Annotated in this window: 14 protein-coding genes and 2 tRNA genes; 7 read left to right on the top strand and 9 right to left on the bottom strand. The window is 66.0% G+C overall.

All coding sequences use genetic code 11. The annotated features are described in order from the left end of the window. Positions 1-5 precede the first annotated feature (5 nt). Positions 6-785, top strand: a complete 780-nt coding sequence (gene scpB, locus ACV4UZ_RS03135; protein WP_491599475.1) for a methylmalonyl-CoA decarboxylase — start codon at positions 6-8, stop codon at positions 783-785. Between the two features lie 30 nt (positions 786-815). Here scpB and ACV4UZ_RS03130 read toward each other — a convergent pair whose 3' ends face one another. From ACV4UZ_RS03130 to ACV4UZ_RS03105, 6 genes are all read right to left on the bottom strand, one after another. Next, positions 816-1,694 carry a LysR substrate-binding domain-containing protein gene (locus tag ACV4UZ_RS03130; RefSeq protein ID WP_491599474.1) on the bottom strand — a complete coding sequence of 293 codons (879 nt, stop codon included), beginning with the start codon at positions 1,692-1,694 and terminating at the stop codon, positions 816-818. A 93-nt stretch (positions 1,695-1,787) separates the two neighbouring features. Beyond that, a complete protein-coding gene (gene ccrA / locus ACV4UZ_RS03125) occupies positions 1,788-3,473 on the bottom strand; it encodes a crotonyl-CoA carboxylase/reductase (RefSeq protein ID WP_491599473.1) in 1,686 nt (561 codons plus the stop codon). Positions 3,474-3,556: 83 nt separating this feature from the next. Beyond that, the gene (locus ACV4UZ_RS03120) at positions 3,557-3,859 is read right to left on the bottom strand and encodes a P-II family nitrogen regulator (protein WP_491599472.1); all 303 of its coding nucleotides are present in this window, start codon (positions 3,857-3,859) and stop codon (positions 3,557-3,559) included. After that, the gene (locus tag ACV4UZ_RS03115) at positions 3,860-4,804 is read right to left on the bottom strand and encodes a sodium-dependent bicarbonate transport family permease (RefSeq protein ID WP_491599471.1); all 945 of its coding nucleotides are present in this window, start codon (positions 4,802-4,804) and stop codon (positions 3,860-3,862) included. 331 nt (positions 4,805-5,135) lie between these two features. Then, positions 5,136-5,210 (bottom strand) — tRNA-Asn (locus ACV4UZ_RS03110). Positions 5,211-5,284: 74 nt separating this feature from the next. Next, positions 5,285-5,358: transfer RNA gene (locus ACV4UZ_RS03105), tRNA-Cys, on the bottom strand. A 203-nt stretch (positions 5,359-5,561) separates the two neighbouring features. Between ACV4UZ_RS03105 and ACV4UZ_RS03100 the strand changes: the two genes are divergently transcribed. The 5 genes from ACV4UZ_RS03100 to ACV4UZ_RS03080 all read left to right on the top strand — a co-directional run bounded on the left by ACV4UZ_RS03100 (position 5,562) and on the right by ACV4UZ_RS03080 (position 13,422). Beyond that, the gene (locus ACV4UZ_RS03100) at positions 5,562-6,218 is read left to right on the top strand and encodes a protein-L-isoaspartate O-methyltransferase family protein (protein WP_491599470.1); all 657 of its coding nucleotides are present in this window, start codon (positions 5,562-5,564) and stop codon (positions 6,216-6,218) included. Positions 6,219-6,379: 161 nt separating this feature from the next. Beyond that, complete coding sequence (locus tag ACV4UZ_RS03095) at positions 6,380-7,753, top strand: TolC family outer membrane protein (RefSeq protein WP_491599469.1); 1,374 nt, start codon at positions 6,380-6,382, stop codon at positions 7,751-7,753. A gap of 144 nt (positions 7,754-7,897) precedes the next feature. Beyond that, complete coding sequence (locus ACV4UZ_RS03090) at positions 7,898-8,623, top strand: DUF2497 domain-containing protein (RefSeq protein WP_491599468.1); 726 nt, start codon at positions 7,898-7,900, stop codon at positions 8,621-8,623. Between the two features lie 92 nt (positions 8,624-8,715). Further along, positions 8,716-11,379 (top strand): valine--tRNA ligase, encoded by a 2,664-nt coding sequence (locus tag ACV4UZ_RS03085; RefSeq protein WP_491599539.1) that lies wholly within the window; start codon positions 8,716-8,718, stop codon positions 11,377-11,379. A gap of 114 nt (positions 11,380-11,493) precedes the next feature. Beyond that, the gene (locus tag ACV4UZ_RS03080) at positions 11,494-13,422 is read left to right on the top strand and encodes a diguanylate cyclase domain-containing protein (protein ID WP_491599467.1); all 1,929 of its coding nucleotides are present in this window, start codon (positions 11,494-11,496) and stop codon (positions 13,420-13,422) included. 173 nt (positions 13,423-13,595) lie between these two features. Here ACV4UZ_RS03080 and ACV4UZ_RS03075 read toward each other — a convergent pair whose 3' ends face one another. The 3 genes from ACV4UZ_RS03075 to ACV4UZ_RS03065 all read right to left on the bottom strand — a co-directional run bounded on the left by ACV4UZ_RS03075 (position 13,596) and on the right by ACV4UZ_RS03065 (position 15,384). After that, positions 13,596-14,027, bottom strand: a complete 432-nt coding sequence (locus ACV4UZ_RS03075; protein ID WP_491599466.1) for a bacteriohemerythrin — start codon at positions 14,025-14,027, stop codon at positions 13,596-13,598. A gap of 59 nt (positions 14,028-14,086) precedes the next feature. Next, positions 14,087-14,722 carry a uracil-DNA glycosylase gene (locus ACV4UZ_RS03070; RefSeq protein ID WP_491599465.1) on the bottom strand — a complete coding sequence of 212 codons (636 nt, stop codon included), beginning with the start codon at positions 14,720-14,722 and terminating at the stop codon, positions 14,087-14,089. A 95-nt stretch (positions 14,723-14,817) separates the two neighbouring features. Beyond that, the gene (locus tag ACV4UZ_RS03065; protein WP_491599464.1) at positions 14,818-15,384 is read right to left on the bottom strand and encodes a LabA-like NYN domain-containing protein; all 567 of its coding nucleotides are present in this window, start codon (positions 15,382-15,384) and stop codon (positions 14,818-14,820) included. Positions 15,385-15,559: 175 nt separating this feature from the next. Between ACV4UZ_RS03065 and rpoZ the strand changes: the two genes are divergently transcribed. Further along, positions 15,560-15,940, top strand: coding sequence for a DNA-directed RNA polymerase subunit omega (rpoZ, locus tag ACV4UZ_RS03060; RefSeq protein WP_491599463.1), 381 nt, complete (start codon positions 15,560-15,562; stop codon positions 15,938-15,940). Positions 15,941-15,991 lie beyond the last annotated feature (51 nt).

The following is a 15,991-nucleotide window of genomic DNA, read 5'->3' as shown; positions in this document are numbered from 1 at the left end:
CGATCGTGACGGGCACGCTTATTGAACTGGACGGCCCCCTGGCCGTCATCACCATGACCAACCAGCCCAAGCGCAACGTGCTGTCGGAGGCGATGATCGCCGGCATCATCGACGGGCTGGCCCAGGCGCAGCGGGCCAAGGCGCGGACGGTGATCCTGCGGGCCGAGCCGGGCTGCAAGGTGTGGTCGGCGGGCCACGACGTGTCGGAACTGCCCAGCGCCCACCGCGACCCCCTGGGCTGGAGCGACCCCCTGCGGGTGGTGATCCGCGCCATCGAGGAATTCCCGGCTCCGGTCATCGCCCTGATCGAGGGCGGCGTGTGGGGCGGGGCCTGCGAGATGGCGCTGGCCTGCGACATGGTGGTGGCGACGCCCGATTCCACCTTCGCCCTGACCCCGGCCAAGCTGGGCATTCCCTACAACGTCTCCGGCCTCTTGACCTTCATGAACGTCACCGGCATCCACGTGGTGCGCGAGATGGCCTTCACCGCCCGGCCGGTGGATGCGGCCCGCGCCCATGCGCTCGGCATCGTCAACCATCTGGTCGAAGCGGATGCCATCACCGGGTTCTGCGCCGACATGGCCGCCGACATCGCCCGGCTGGCGCCGCTGGCCATCGCGGTGATGAAGGAGGAGATGCGGGTGCTGGCCTCGGCCCATTCCATCACGCCGCGCATGTTCGAGCGGGTGCAGGGTCTGCGCCGCCAGGTCTACGACAGCCACGACTACCAGGAAGGGGTGAGGGCCTTCCGCGAGAAACGCCCGCCCTGCTTCACCGGGGAATGACGGCGAAAAGGCCGGGGGTGGGGCGTCGCCCTACCTGTCGTCGCGCAGGGGGGTTCCGAGAGACTTGACCAAGTCTTCGGCCAGCATTTCCGCAGCCTTGGGGCGGGAACCCGGAGCCCGCAGGAGGACGATCTCGGTGTCGGCCAGCTCGGGCAGGCCATGGTCGGGACCGATGACTGTCAGACCGGGCGTCACCATCTCCCTCGGCAGCACCGTCACCCCCAGCCCGCCGCTCACCGCGGCCTTGATGCCGGTGAAGCTGGGGCTGGTATAGATGACGCGCCATGTGCGGCCCGCGCTTTCCAGCGCGGCCAGCGCCCGGCGGCGGTAGATGTCCGGGTTGGGGGCCAGGACCAAGGGCAACGGCATGCCCTCGGTCAGGCGCAGGCGGTCGGACATCACCCAGACCAAGGGTTCCCGCCAGACCTTGATGCCATCGCCGGGACCCTGGGGTTCACGCTTGCACAAGACCAGATCGAATTGCCCCCGGGAAAATGCATCCAGCAAATTGGCGGTGAAGTCGCAGTGAACCTCCAGCGTGACCTGGGGGTGGGCCCGTGTGAAACGGGAAAGGACATCCGACAGATGGTAGGTGGCGAAGTCCTCGGGTGTGCCCAGGCGGACCGTTCCGCCCACATCCGGCTCCTGCAGCAACACCCGCGCCTCGTCGGCAATGTGCAGCAGGCGGCGCGCGTAGGTCAGCAGGATTTCCCCGGTCGCGGTGAGTTCCGGTTCCCGCCGGTCACGCAGGAACACCCGCTGTCCAAGGGCATCCTCCAGGCGCTTGATCTGGAGGCTGACCGCCGACTGGGTCCTGCCCAGCCGGCTGCCCGCCCGAGTGAATCCGCCGCTGTCTACGATGGCGACGAATGTACGCAACAGGTCGAAATCGAAAGGCGGCAGAGGCATGGGCATTGTCGGGCATCCTCCCATCCACTGTTTAACCTGTTGACGTGGGGGGAGAAAAGCCCCGGAGGCGGTGTGCCGCCTCCGGGGTGGGGATCATCCGTCGTTCCGCCCAACCATGGTGCGCACGATATCGCCCATGGTCACGATGCCCACCGGCTTGCCTGCCTCCATCACCACCAGGCGGTGGATGCGGCGGCCGGCCATGATGCTGATCGCTTCGGTCAGCGGCATGGAGGGGGAGCAGGTCACGCAACCCCGTCCCATCACCTCGTGAACGGGGCTTCGCAGGACCTCGGAGACGCTTCCCTGCTGGCGGGCCAAGGCGATGTCGGTATGGGAAATCATGCCCACCGGACTATCTCCATCCATCACCACCGCCGCCCCCACGTCGGTGTCGATCAGCATTTTCGCGACTTCCCCCAACGTCTGGTCCGGAGAACAGGAAACCAGCCCCCGGCTCATCACGTGCCTGACGGGGGCATCGTCGGACGAATCCATCTCGGCGTGGATGTGGCGGGGGACAGGGAAGGCGGCGGCCGGATCGGGATGGTGAATGGTCTCGGGTACCGGCAGGTGGTCGGCGAGATGGGGGTCTTCCGCGCTGGCGCCAAGCCCGAACCCGGGCGCTCCGACCAGCACCGCCATGTTGCCGTGGGGATGCCTGTTCTCGTACATCAGTTGATGAACGTGGGGTATCTGATCCCAGGTGAATGCCTTGGACAGGCAGGGATCGATCAGGCCCCTGACCACCATGTCGTTGAACGCCTCGCACTGGGCGTCATTGGCGAAATGCGAGCCCTGGACGCGCTTCTGACGCATCCACAGGTAACGGAGGTCCACCGTGGCGTTGTAGCCGGTGGTGCCGGCGCAGATCACCACCATGCCGCCGGTGTCGCAGACGAACAGCGAGGTGGGAATGGTCGTTTCACCGGGATGTTCGAAGATGATGCGGGGGTTCTTGCGCTCGCCGAGGACGTCCCAGACGGCTTTTCCGAACGAGCGCACGCCCTTCAGCCACCGGCTGTAGCCCACCTCGTCCTTCCAGTGGGGCAGCATGCCCCAGTGGTCGAAGCTGTTGCGGTTGATGCAGCCCTTGGCACCCAGGCTCCGGCAGTACTCCGCCTTGTCGTCGCTGGAGATGACGGCCACCGGGATGGCGCCGACGGCGCGGGCGATCTGAATCGCCATGGATCCCAAGCCGCCGGCGCCCCCCCAGATCAGTGTCACCTCGTCCTTCTTGAGGGCGTGTTCCTCCCACCCCAGCAGCATGCGGTATGCGGTAGCGCCCACCAGCATGTAGGCCGCCGCCGCCTCCCAACTCAGGTGCCTGGGCTTGGGCAGGCACTGGTGGGCCTGGACCCGGGTGAACTGGGCGAAACTGCCCCAGTTGGTCTCGTAGCCCCAGATACGGAAGGTGGGCGAGTACATCTGGTCGCCGCCCGCCCGGATATGCGGGCAATCCCTGTCATAGGTGGCGCAGTGGACAACCACCTCGTCGCCCACCTTGACGTTGGTGACGTTGCGGCCGACCTTGTAGACGATTCCGGACGCGTCCGAACCGCCGATATGGAAGCGCTCCGGCTCGCCGGCAGCGTTGCGGGCGGCAATGACGTCCAGCGGCACGCCCAGGCCCGCCCAGACATTATTGTAGTTGATGCCGGCAGCCATCACGTAGACCAGGACGTCGTCGTCGCCCAGTTCGGGGACATCGACCACCTCAACCTTGAAGGCATCGTCCGGCTGTCCGAACCGTTCCGGCCGGATCAGCCAAGCGTACATCTTGGACGGCACCTCGCCTAGGGGGGGGACGGTACCAATTTCATAGATATTCTGTGTCACGGCTTTCCCCTCTCTTGTGTTTGTTAGAATTTATCTGGTCTAAGTACATCGACATTGCAGATGAACAAAATAACCGCAAAATCTCGATAGTATTTACTCTCGACATGATGTATTATGGCGTCGGCCGTTCTGTCATCGCAGACAATCTCGACGCGAATGTTGGATGAGGCTTCCCAGGACCCCGCCCGTACGCCGCGGCTACCCTTGCCGCGCGCTTCGGTCACTGTGTAGCCGTGGGCGCCCAGTGTCCCCAACTCTTCGAGCAGCATGCTCTCCAGCGCGGCCTCGGCAATGATGGTGAGCAGTTTGCGGACCTGGCGGGGCATTCAGAATCCTCCTCCCAGCCGAACCGCCAACTGATGGTACAGGGGGATTCCGGCGAGAATGTTGAAGGGGAACGTCACTCCCAGCGATGCGGTCAGCGACAGCGTCGGATTGGCTTCGGGGACGATCAAGCGAAAGGCCGCCGGCACGGCGATGTAGGACGCGCTGGCCGCCAGGGTCGCCATCAGGATGGTGCCGCCCAGGGACAATTGGAGGGCCGAGCCCAGGACGGTGCCGATCACGGCCCCAAGAATGGGCATGCCAATGCCGAAGGCCAGAATGAACGACCCGTGGTGACGGAGGCAGCCGAGCTGGCTGGCGGCGATAAGGCCCATTTCCAGCAGGAACAGCGCCAGGAAGCCCTTGAAAAGGTCGAAGAACAGGAATCCGACCGGTTTCAGCCCTTCGGCGCCCACCGCCCAGCCGATCAGAAGTCCGCCGACCAGGAGGACTATGCTCTTGCCGAGCAAGACCTCATGGGTCATGCGCTTCCACTGGGTATCGCGCGTGATTCCGCGTGCCAGGGCCACGCCGACGATGATGGCCGGGATTTCCAGGATGACTACGAACACCGGCATGTACTCCTCGAAGCCGATGTCGCGATAGGTCAGGTAAGCCACCGCCACTGCGAAGGTTCCCACGCTGACCGAGCCGTAATGGGCGGCGATGGAAGCCGCGTCCACACGTTTCAGCCGCCCGATGAAACGCAGGACCGGAAAGGCGATGAGGGGCATCACCGTGCCCATGGCCGCCACTGCCAGCACTTGGGGCAGCAAGTCCGGCAGGGACTGCCTGGCCAGTTCGACCCCGCCCTTCAGGCCGATGGCCAGCAGCAGCAGCATGCTCAGGAACTCATAGACCGAGGCCGGAAGCCTGAGTTCAGAGCGCATCAGCCCGGCAGTCACGCCGAGGACGAAGAACAGGATGACCGGATCCAAGGCCGTCACGACGCCGCTCCGGCCGGCAGCGGCAAGTGCGACCGCCGGGCAAAGCCATCCGTGTCTTCTTGCCGGAGCCTCGGATTTCGGGCGACGAGCACTGACCGTCTCCTGGGTGGAAATGACGGTCAGACAGTAGGGTGCACTGCAACATATTTGAAATTAATAGAGTTAATGCATATCATTTCGGATGCTCATCTGAATGCCGCGCGTCCGGTCTTCGCTCCCGCTGGCGGCATGCGACGGCGCCCGACCCGTTGGGCGGGGTGGGGGAAAGGGGGCGGTTGAGGGCGGACTTGAAATGAAAAGGCCGCAGAAACCTGGCGTTTCTGCGGCCAATTGGCTCCGGAGGAGGGATTCGAACCCCCGACCAGCCGGTTAACAGCCGGCTGCTCTACCGCTGAGCTACTCCGGATCAACGGCCTGCCCAAGCGGTGCGGCAAGCCGAGGAATTCTGTTTCTCACATCCACACCCGGACCCGGGGACGGTGGAGGCCGAGGCCGGAATTGAACCGACGTACGCGGATTTGCAGTCCGCTGCATAGCCACTCTGCCACCCGGCCCAACCGGCCCAGCCGGCGGGTGCCGACGTGAGGACGCTGCTTATACGCGCTGTTCGATACCGGGTCAAGCGGCTGTTTCAGCCTTTTCGCAGCATTGTTTTCGCGGGCGGTCCCGCCTATAAATTCCACCCGTGGCTCTGCCCGAGTTCAAGGGGGGCGGGCCCGTCCTAGAGACCGACGATCAAGATGGGAGCCCGTGGGCCATGGATTACGCCAGCGCCAGATTCAATATGGTCGAGAACCAGATCCGCACCAACAAGGTGCATGATCTGAACGTGGCGGGGGCCATTTCCTCCACGCCGCGCGAGGCGTTCCTGCCCAAGGCCATGCGCGGCTTCGCCTATGTGGACGAGGACGTCGCCATCGGCGGCGGCCGCTTCCTGATCGAGCCGCTGGTGCTGGCCCGCCTGCTCCAGGCGGCTTCCGTGCAGCCCTCCGACGTGGTTCTGGTCATCGGCGACGCCACCGGCTGGGCCAGCGCCGTGCTGTCCCGGCTGGCCAGCACCGTGGTGGCGCTGGAAAGCGACGCCGACCTGGCCGCCCGCGCCACCCAGGCGCTGTCCGACCAGGGCATCGACAACGTGGCCTATGTGAGCGGCGACCTGGCCGCCGGCTACGCCGCCCAGGCTCCCTACGACGTCATCGTCTATGCCGGCGCGGTGGGCGAGATTCCCGCCGGCCTGTGCCGCCAGCTGAGCGATGGCGGCCGTCTGGCGGCGGTGGTGGATTCCGGGACCAGGGGCGCCGGCAAGGTGGTCCAGGTGGTCCGGGTGGGCGACACCTTCGGCCGCCGCGCGCTGTTCGACGGTTCCACCCCCTATCTGCCCGGCATGGCCCCCAAGTCCGGTTTCGTGTTCTGACGGCACCGCCCCGACGTTCGGGAAGACGGCATGGCCGTCCCCCGGACGCAAGGGTAGGGGGCTGGATTTGTCCTTGATCTTCCCCGTCCAAGGTCTAATGTTCTCGGGCGATATTAGGTCGTTCCGGGATGGGGACCCGCATTGCTGAACACAGGTGTTGAATGAGGAAGGTAAGCTGTCGGCTGATCGGCGCGGCGTGCATCGTCGTGGCCGCCTCGACCCCCGTTGCCGCCGAGACGCTGGAGGAGGTGCTGGCGTCCACCTATTCGTCCAACCCGACGCTGCTGGCCCGGCGCGCCAAGCTGCGCTCCACCGATGAAGGCGTTCCCCAGGCCCTGTCCAACTGGCGGCCCACCGTGTCGCTGTCCGGTTCCGTCGGCCGGGGCAGCTACGACAACAATACGCTGACCAAGTATTCCATGACCCGCACGCCCCGGACCGAGGCGCTGACCATCAGCCAGCCGCTGTTCCGTGGCGGCCGCACCCTGGCGGCCACCGCCCAGGCCGAGAACACCGTGCAGAGCGAGCGGGCCCTGCTGGCCTCCACCGAGCAGACCATCCTGCTGGCCGCCGCCACCGCCTATGTCAACGTGGTGCGCGACGAGGCGGTGCTGCGGCTGTCCATCAACAACGAGCAGGTGCTGCGCAAGCAGTACGAGGCGACCGAGGAGCGCTTCAAGGTCGGCGAGCTGACCCGCACCGACGTCAGCCAGGCCGAGGCCCGCCTGGCCAAGGCGACCGCCGACCGCGTCGCCGCCGAGGGCAACCTGCAAAGCTCGCGGGCCAATTACGTCAACAATGTCGGCCGCCCGCCCGAGGCGCTGACCACGCCGGCGGCGCCGCCGGTGCTGCCCGCCAGCCTGGAGGACGTCACCTCCCAGGCGCTGTCCGCCAATCCCAACGTCATTTCCGCCGATTTCACCCATGCGGCGGCCAAGGACGGCGTCGATCTGGTCTGGGGTGAGCTGCTGCCCACCGTGTCGCTGTCGGCCGACATCACCCGCGGACTGCAGAATTCGACCATGGAATCCTCGTACACCAACCGTCAGGTCCTGCTGAACGTCAGCGTGCCGCTGTACGAATCGGGCAGCGTCTATTCCCGGGTGCGCGCCTCCAAGCATACAGCCGGCCAGCGCCGCATCGAGGCCGACCAGGCCCGGCGCGATGCCGTCGAGACCGCCACCAAGGCGTGGGAAAGCCTGCAGGCCGCCCGTGCCCAGGCCAATTCCTATCAGGCGCAGATCAAGGCGTCGGAACTGGCCCTGGCCGGCGTGCGCGAGGAATCCAAGGTGGGATCGCGCACCATCCTCGACGTGCTGAACGCCGAGCAGGAGCTGTTCGATGCCCGCGTCAATCTGGTCAAGGCCAGCCGCGACGTGCTGGCCGCCTCCTATCAGGTCAAGTCGGCCCTGGGGCAAATGACCGCCCGGGGGCTCAATCTTCCCGTCGATGTCTATGATCCGACCAAGCACTATGACGACGTGCGCGGCCAGTGGATCGGCAATGGCATCGACAAGGACAAAGGATACGAGTAGAAATAGTGGGAACCGGGGCGCGGTCGAATGGCCGGCCCAGGTTTCTCTTGGGGACTCGTGGAATTTTAACCATTTGTTACCAGCCGTAAGTCACTATTACGGCAGGTCCCTTTCTTGGGCGCAGGCAGACAGAATAGCCGTGACATGAGCGACGACAAGGCCCAGCAAGAACCATCAATGGAGGATATCCTCGCCTCGATCCGACGAATCCTGTCGGAGGATGAGGCCGAGGATAAGCCCAAGGCGCCCGAGCCGGTCGCTCCCGAGCCGGAGCCCGAGCCCATGCCGCCGCCCGAGCCGGAACCCGAGCCGGAGCCCGAGCCCACCTTCGCCCAGGACGATATCGACTCGCTGTTCGATACGCCGGCCCCCGTGCCGGAGCCCGAGCCCGAACCCGAACCGCTGCCCATTCCCGAGCCCGAGCCGGAGATGGACGACGACGTCCTCGAACTGACCGACGACATGGTGATGGAGGAGGTGGCCGAGGAACCCGAGCCGGCTTTCGACATCAACGATTTCAAGGCCGATCTCGGCGATTTCGAGCCGGCCCCCGTGATGGCCGCCGCCAGCCGGGTGATGGACGATTACGAGCCCCCGCCGCCGCGCCGCGCTCCGCCGCCCGACGACGAGGGCCTGATGAGCCCGCCCAGCATCGACCACGGCGCCTCGCTGCTGACCAATCTGGCGCGCGAGATCGTGCGGCAGAAATCGTTCGGCCTGGGCAACAGCGCCATCACCCTGGAAGATCTGGTGCGCGAGCTGTTGAAGCCGATCCTGTCGGAATGGCTGGACCAGAACCTGCCCTACATGATCGAGCGCATCGTCAAGAAAGAGATCGAGAGGATGGTAAACCGCACCGGAGAGTACTAATCTCCGCCGGTTCGAAGCCATGGGGCGGCCCGGCAGGATCGGGCCGCCCCTTTCGTTTGTCCCCCTTTAAGTGAAGTGACAGTCCGATGGCCATGCTGGAAAAGACCTATAGCCCCGCCCAGGTGGAGCCGAAGCATTACGAGCGTTGGGAAGCCCAGGGCGCTTTCGCCGCCCACACCGAGTCCAACGCCCGGCCCTACACCATCATGATGCCGCCGCCCAACGTGACGGGCAGCCTGCACATGGGCCACGCGCTGACCTTCACCCTGCAGGACGTACTGATCCGCTATCGCCGCATGACCGGCCGGGACGCCCTGTGGCAGCCCGGCACCGACCATGCCGGCATCGCCACCCAGATGGTGGTGGAACGCCAGCTGGAGGCCCAGAAGGTCACCCGCCACGACCTGGGCCGCGACGACTTCATCAAGCGGGTCTGGGAGTGGAAGGCGGAATCGGGCGGTACCATCACGCGGCAGCTGCGCCGCCTGGGCGCCTCGCCCGACTGGGCCAAGGAGCGCTTCACCATGGACGAGGGCCTGTCGGCCGCCGTCCGCAAGGTGTTCGTCACCCTGCACCGCCAGGGCCTGATCTATCGCGCCAAGCGCCTGGTCAACTGGGACCCCAAGCTGCACACCGCCATTTCTGATCTGGAGGTTGAGCAGCGGGAGGTGAAGGGCCATATGTGGCACTTCAGGTATCCCGTCGAGGGCATTGAAAATACGTACATTACCGTCGCCACGACCCGCCCCGAGACCATGCTGGGCGATTCGGCGGTTGCCGTTCATCCTGAAGATGAGCGCTACACCGCCCTGGTGGGTAAGATGGTCCGTCTACCCATTTGTAATCGCTTGATTCCCATCGTCGCCGACGAGTATTCCGACCCCACCAAGGGCACCGGCGCGGTGAAGATCACCCCGGCCCACGATTTCAACGACTTTCAGGTGGGTGTCCGCCATTCCCTGGCCCAGATCAACATCTTCGACCGCGATGCGCGCACCAATGACGAGGTGCCCGAGGGCTATCGCGGCCTGGACCGCTACGACGCCCGCAAGAAGGTGGTGGCCGAGTTCGAGGCCCTGGGCCTGTTGGACAAGATCGAGCCCCACACCCACATGGTGCCCTATGGCGACCGCTCCGGCGTGGTGATCGAGCCCTGGCTGACCGACCAGTGGTTCGTGGACGCCGCGACTCTCGCCAAGCCCGCCATCGAGGCGGTGGAGACCGGCAAGACCCGCTTCGTGCCCAAGCACTGGGAGAACACCTATTTCGAGTGGATGCGCAACATCCAGCCGTGGTGCATCTCGCGCCAGATCTGGTGGGGCCATCAGGTGCCGGCGTGGTACGGCCCCGACGGGGCGTTCTTCGTCGAGGAGACGGAAGAGGAGGCCGCCGCCGCCGCTCTCAAGCATTACGGCAAGGCGGTGGAGCTGACCCGCGATTCCGACGTGCTCGACACCTGGTTCTCTTCGGCGCTGTGGCCGTTCTCGACGCTGGGCTGGCCGGAGCGGACTCCGGAACTGGCCCGCTACTATCCCGGCGACGTGCTGGTCACCGGCTTCGACATCATCTTCTTCTGGGTCGCCCGCATGATGATGATGGGCATCCACTTCATGGGCGACGTGCCCTTCCGGGACATCTACATCCACGCCCTGGTCCGCGACGAGAAGGGCCAGAAGATGTCCAAGTCCAAGGGCAACATCATCGATCCCCTGGACCTGATCGACAAATACGGCTGCGACGCGCTGCGCTTCACCCTGGCGGCGCTGGCCGCCCAGGGCCGCGACGTCAAGCTGGCCGAGAGCCGGGTGGAAGGCTACCGCAACTTCGCCACCAAGCTGTGGAACGCGGCGCGCTTCTGCCAGATGAACGAGTGCCGCCCGGTGGACGGCTTCGACCCCAAGGCGGTCAAGGAAACCGTCAACCGCTGGATCGTCGCCAAGACCGCCGAACTGGCCGCCAAGGTGGGCACCGCCATCGAGAACTACCGCTACGACGCGGCGGCCGGCGGCGCCTATCAGTTCGTCTGGGGCACCTTCTGCGACTGGTACCTGGAATTCGCCAAGCCCATCTTCAACGGCGGCGACGAGGGCGCCAAGGCCGAGACCCGGGCCACCGCCGCCTGGGTTCTGGACCAGACCCTGCACGTGCTCCATCCCCTGATGCCGTTCATCACCGAGGAATTGTGGACCCAGATCGCCACCCGCGACGGCGACCTGATGCTGCGTTCCTGGCCCGCCCTGGACGGCCTCGCCGCGCCGGAGGCCGAGGAGGAGATGGACTGGGTGGTGCGCATGATCTCCACCGTGCGCGGCGTGCGCTCGGAGATGAACGTGCCGCCCTCGGCCCAGGTGGACCTGCTGGTCTCCGGCCTGGCCGAGGCCAAGCGCGGCTGGGCCAGGACCCATGCCGATCTGATCACCCGGCTGGCGCGGCTCACCACCTTCGAGGCCCAGGCCGGCGCCGACCGTGTGGCTCAGGCGTCGTCCCACGGCGCCGCCCAGATGGTGGTGGACGAGGCCACCCTGGTGATGCCGCTGGGCGGCGTCATCGACGTGGACAAGGAGCGTGCCCGCCTGGACAAGGAGATCGCCCGTCTGGAGGGTGAGATCGCCAAGGTGGACAAGAAGCTGTCCAACGCCGACTTCATCGCCCGGGCGCCGGAAGAGGTGGTGGCCGAGCAGCGCGAGCGCCGCGACGACTGGGCGCAGGCGGTGGCGAGGCTGCGCGAAGCACTGGAGCGCCTGTCGGGGGCATAGACCGGCCGTCGTGCCATTCCCGGAATGCAGGCATGTCTCGGTGAGCGCGGCTCGCCGAGACATGGTTTCGCTTTGCCGCTATGATCAATCGCGGGGTATGCGGGAAATCTGGGGATGCCTGATCTTGGCGAGCGGATAACGCGGGAACTGACCACACGGTACGTCGCCGTCCTGGTGGTTCTGGGCGCGCTTGCCCTGATGTCCTTCGTCGCCCTGACCCGCATGATCGCCGATGCCGAAGGCAGCGCCGAACTGGTCAATCTGGCCGGGCGCCAGCGCATGCTGGTGCAGCGCGTCGCCTTCACCGCCAACCGGCTGGTCATCGCCGACGAGGCCGAGCACCCGGCCCTGGCCCGTCTGCTCGTCGAGACCCTGGACCAGATCGAGGAGCGCCATGGCCGGCTGATGCGTGGTGACAAGGCGCCGCCGCCGGTTCCGGTGCTGGAGGTGTTCGCCGGTCCACCCTGGTCCCTCGACCGCGACCTGCGCGCCTTCATCGCCAGGGGGCGGGCCATCGTGGCGGCGGGGGCCCGGCCGGCGGCCACCGACGCCGACCTTGCCGCCCTGTCGACGGGGGCGGGCGGGGCGCTGTTACGCTCCCTCGACGAGGTGACCATCCGCTACCAGCGGGTCAGCGAAGGGCAGATGGCCGAGCTGATGACGCTGCAGGCGGTGACGGTGGCCATCGCCGTCGGCCTGCTGGTGCTGTCGGCGGTGGGCGTCTTCCGTCCCATGGTCGAGCGGCTGAAGGCCGACATCGCCGAGCGCACGGCCAACGCGGTCCGGCTCAAGGAAAGCGAGGAGCGGCTGTGGCGCATCCTGGAGGAAAGCCCGGTCGGCGTCTCGGTGTCGCGGCGCCGCGACGGACGGGTGGTGTTCGCCAATTCCCGCTTCACCGACATCATCGGCATGAGCAAGGAGGAGTTCCTGGGCTCCAAGGCCCGCGACCATTACGTGGACGACGCCCAGCGGCAGGTGGTGCTGGCCCTTCTGCGCCGCGACGGGCGCCTGGACGATGCCGAGGTGGAGTTCCGCCGCAAGAACGGCACTCCGTTCTGGAGCCTGCTGACCATCCGTTCCCTGGATTTCGCCGGTGATCAGGTCAATCTGGCCTGGATCTACGACATCACCGAGCGCAAGGCGGCGGAGCAGCAGATCATGCTGGCGTCCAAGGTGCTGGAGACGGTCACCGAGGCGGTGGTCATCTCCGATGCCGACAACCGCATCATCTTCGTCAATCCCGCCTTCACCACCATCACCGAGTATTCCAAGGACGAGGTGCGGGGCAAGAATCCCAGTTTCCTGCGTTCCGGCCGGCACGAGCCGGAATTTTATGCCAACCTGTGGCGGATTCTGTCGGAGACCGGCCATTGGGAAGGCGAGATCTGGAACCGGCGCAAGTCGGGGGCCTTCTATGCCGAGTGGCTGTCCATCAACGCGTTGCGCGACGTCAGCGGCGCCATCACCCATTACGTGGCGGTGTTCTCCGACATCACCCACCGCAAGGAGGACGAGGAGCGGATCTGGCGCCAGGCCAATTACGACGCCCTGACCGGCCTGCCCAACCGCTCGCTGTTCCTCGACCGCCTCAATCAGGCGGTGCGCCAGTCCAAGCGGGAAAAGAAGCGCTTCGCCCTGATGTTCCTCGATCTGGACGGCTTCAAGGCCGTCAACGACACCCTGGGCCACGCCGCGGGCGATACCTTGCTGCAGCAGACCGCCTTCCGCCTGACGGAATGCGTGCGGGCCACCGATACCCTGGCCCGGCTGGCCGGCGACGAATTCGTGGTGATTCTGGACGGCATCCGTGGCCGCGAGGATCCCGCCCTGGTGGCCGGCAAGATCCTGTCGGCCCTGGCCCGGCCCTTTGGGCTTGAGGCTGGGACCGCCCATGTTCGCGGCTCCATCGGCGTGGCTCTTTATCCCGATGATGCCGAGGATGGGGCATGCCTGATCCGCCGCGCCGATGCCGCCATGTACGCGGTCAAGCGGGGCGGCAAGAACAGCTTCCTGTTCGCCGCCGACCTGCCGCCTGGGGATTAGGGGCTGTCCGACTTAGGTTGAAGCTGCTTCTCTCGTCGTCCCGGGCTCGACCCGGGACCCAGGACTCACCAACGATGACGTTTGAGGTTGTTCCTCCTGGACCCCGGCTCAAGGCCGGGGTGACGGACGTGGGAGCGGCATCGATTCAGCCAAACTCGGACAAACTCTAAGCCTCAGGTCAGCCGCATGACGTAGGGGCGGTAGGGGCGGTCTTCGGCGGTGATGTGATCCACCAGCCAGCGCTGCAGGAATCTGGCCGCTTCCAGGGTGAGGGCGCGGGCGGCCGCTTCGTCCGCCCCGGCATCGGCCTCCAGGGTGGTGAAGCGCTCGTAGAGCCGCTGGGCCTCCACCAGCAGGCGGGCATGCACCGATTTGTGGCCGGCCAGGCCGGGATAGGCGGCGCGGTCCAGCAGGGTTTCCTCGGCCTGGAAATGGATGCGGGTGCGCGCGATCAGCTCGCCCATGATGCGCGTCAGGCGGGGAAAGGGGGCGTGCCCGTCGGCGGCGGTCAGGAAGTCGTTGGTCAGGCGCAGAAGCTGGCGGTGCTCGGCGTCCATGGCCGGAACCCCCAGCTTCAACTCGTTGTTCCATTCGATGACGGTCATGCCGGTCACTCCCGCCGCATATACAGACGGAAGTATAGCATTATCAATTCAATGGAATATTAACGCAGCGCCGCCAGCAGACCGTCCAGCGCCCGGTGGAACATGGCCTCGGTCAGGCGGCCGGTATTGGTGTTGTAGCGCGAGCAGTGATAGCTGTCGCCCAGCACCAGGCCGCCCGGCAGGGCATGCAGGCGGGCATGGCCGAAGGGATGGGCCGCCTTGCGCAGGCCCAGGGTGGACAGCACCTGATCATGGGATTCGCGGCCCAGGCAGAAGATGCCCTCGAGGTTGGGCATGGCGGCGATCTCGGCGGCCAGGAAGGGGCGGCAGGCGGCGAATTCGGCGGGCAGGGGCTTGTTGGCGGGCGGCACGCAGCGCGCCGCGTTGGTGATGCGGCAATCCACCAGTTCCAGCCCGTCATCGGCCGATTGCCGGTATTCGCCCCGCGCCAGCCCGTATTTCAGCAAGGTGGCGTAGAGCAGGTCGCCGGCATAATCGCCGGTGAAGGGGCGCCCGGTGCGGTTGGCCCCCTTGAGGCCGGGGGCGAGTCCCACCACCAGCAGCCGGGCGTTCAGATCGCCGAAGGACGGCACGGGATCGTGATGCCAGCCGGGATACTGGACCCGGTTGGCGCGGCGGAACTCGGCCAGACGCGGGCACAGGCCGCAATCGGCCGCGGGGGTGGGGAAGCTCATATCAAACCCTTGTGCGAGGGTGCGGGCGGGACGCCCGCGCTCCGGAGGGGCGCCCTTTGCTGGAGCGCCGGCGTCCCGCCCGCATGAGGTGAAGGTCAGTCCGCCGGATAGGCGCGGTCGTCGCGGTGGGATTGCTGGGCGCGGGCGATCTGGCCTTCCAGGTCCTGCAGCTCGATGAACACGTCGGCCTGACGGCGCAGTTCGTCGGCCACCATGGGCGGCTGCGAGCGGATGGTGCTGACCACCGAGACGCGCACGCCCTTCCTTTGCACCGCCTCCACCAGCCGGCGGAAATCGCCGTCGCCGGAGAACAGCACCACATGGTCCAGGTACTGGCACATCTCCATCACGTCGATGGCCAGCTCGATGTCCATGTTGCCCTTGATCTTGCGCCGGCCCATGGCGTCGGTGAACTCCTTGGTCGGCTTGGTGACCATGGTGTAGCCGTTGTAGTCCAGCCAATCCACCAGCGGACGGATGGGGGAGTATTCCTGATCCTCCATCAGGGCGGTGTAGTAGAAGGCGCGGATCAGCCGTCCCTTGCCGGCGAACAGGTTCAGGAGCTTCTTGTAGTCGATGTCGAAGCCCAGCGCGCGGGCCGCCGAATAAAGGTTGGAACCGTCGATGAACAGGCCGAGTCGCTCGGCGGAATAGAACTGCATGGTGTTCTCGCTTGATCGAAATGTCTTGGCCCGCGACAGCGGGGAAGAATGTCCCTCAACGTAGGGGGTGACGGGCCTCGCCGCAAGGGGGGGATGGTATGGGGGCTTGCTTTCCGAGGGGAAGCGACGATATAAGCTGTTCCTTTCCGAGATTGCCTAAAGACAAGGATCTTCGATGGCGCGCGTTACGGTTGAAGACTGTGTACTGAAGGTTCCGAACCGCTTCGAGCTGGTGCTGATGGCCGGCCAGCGGGCGCGGGACATTTCCGCCGGAGCCAGGCTGACGGTGGAGCGCGACAACGACAAGAACCCGGTGGTGGCGCTGCGTGAGATCGCCGACGACACCATTGGCCTGGACGGCCTGCAGAACGCCCTGATCCAGAACCTCCAGAAGCACGTCGAGGTGGACGAGCCGGAAGAGGACGAGATGGAGGGCTTCATCCCCGACCGCGACATGGCCTTCGAGACCGTGGCCAACGAGGACGAGATGATCGAGGACGGCATGTCCATCAACGACACCGGCGCCGATTTCGACGTGGACTCGGGCGACGAGTAAGTCTTTCGGAAAAAGCCGCCCGTTCCCATCTTTGGTGGGGGCGGGCGGCTT

This window comes from Paramagnetospirillum sp., from assembly GCF_058402745.1.
Note: the sequence above shows the minus strand (reverse complement) of the source record. Positions and strands in the feature narration are given on the sequence as shown.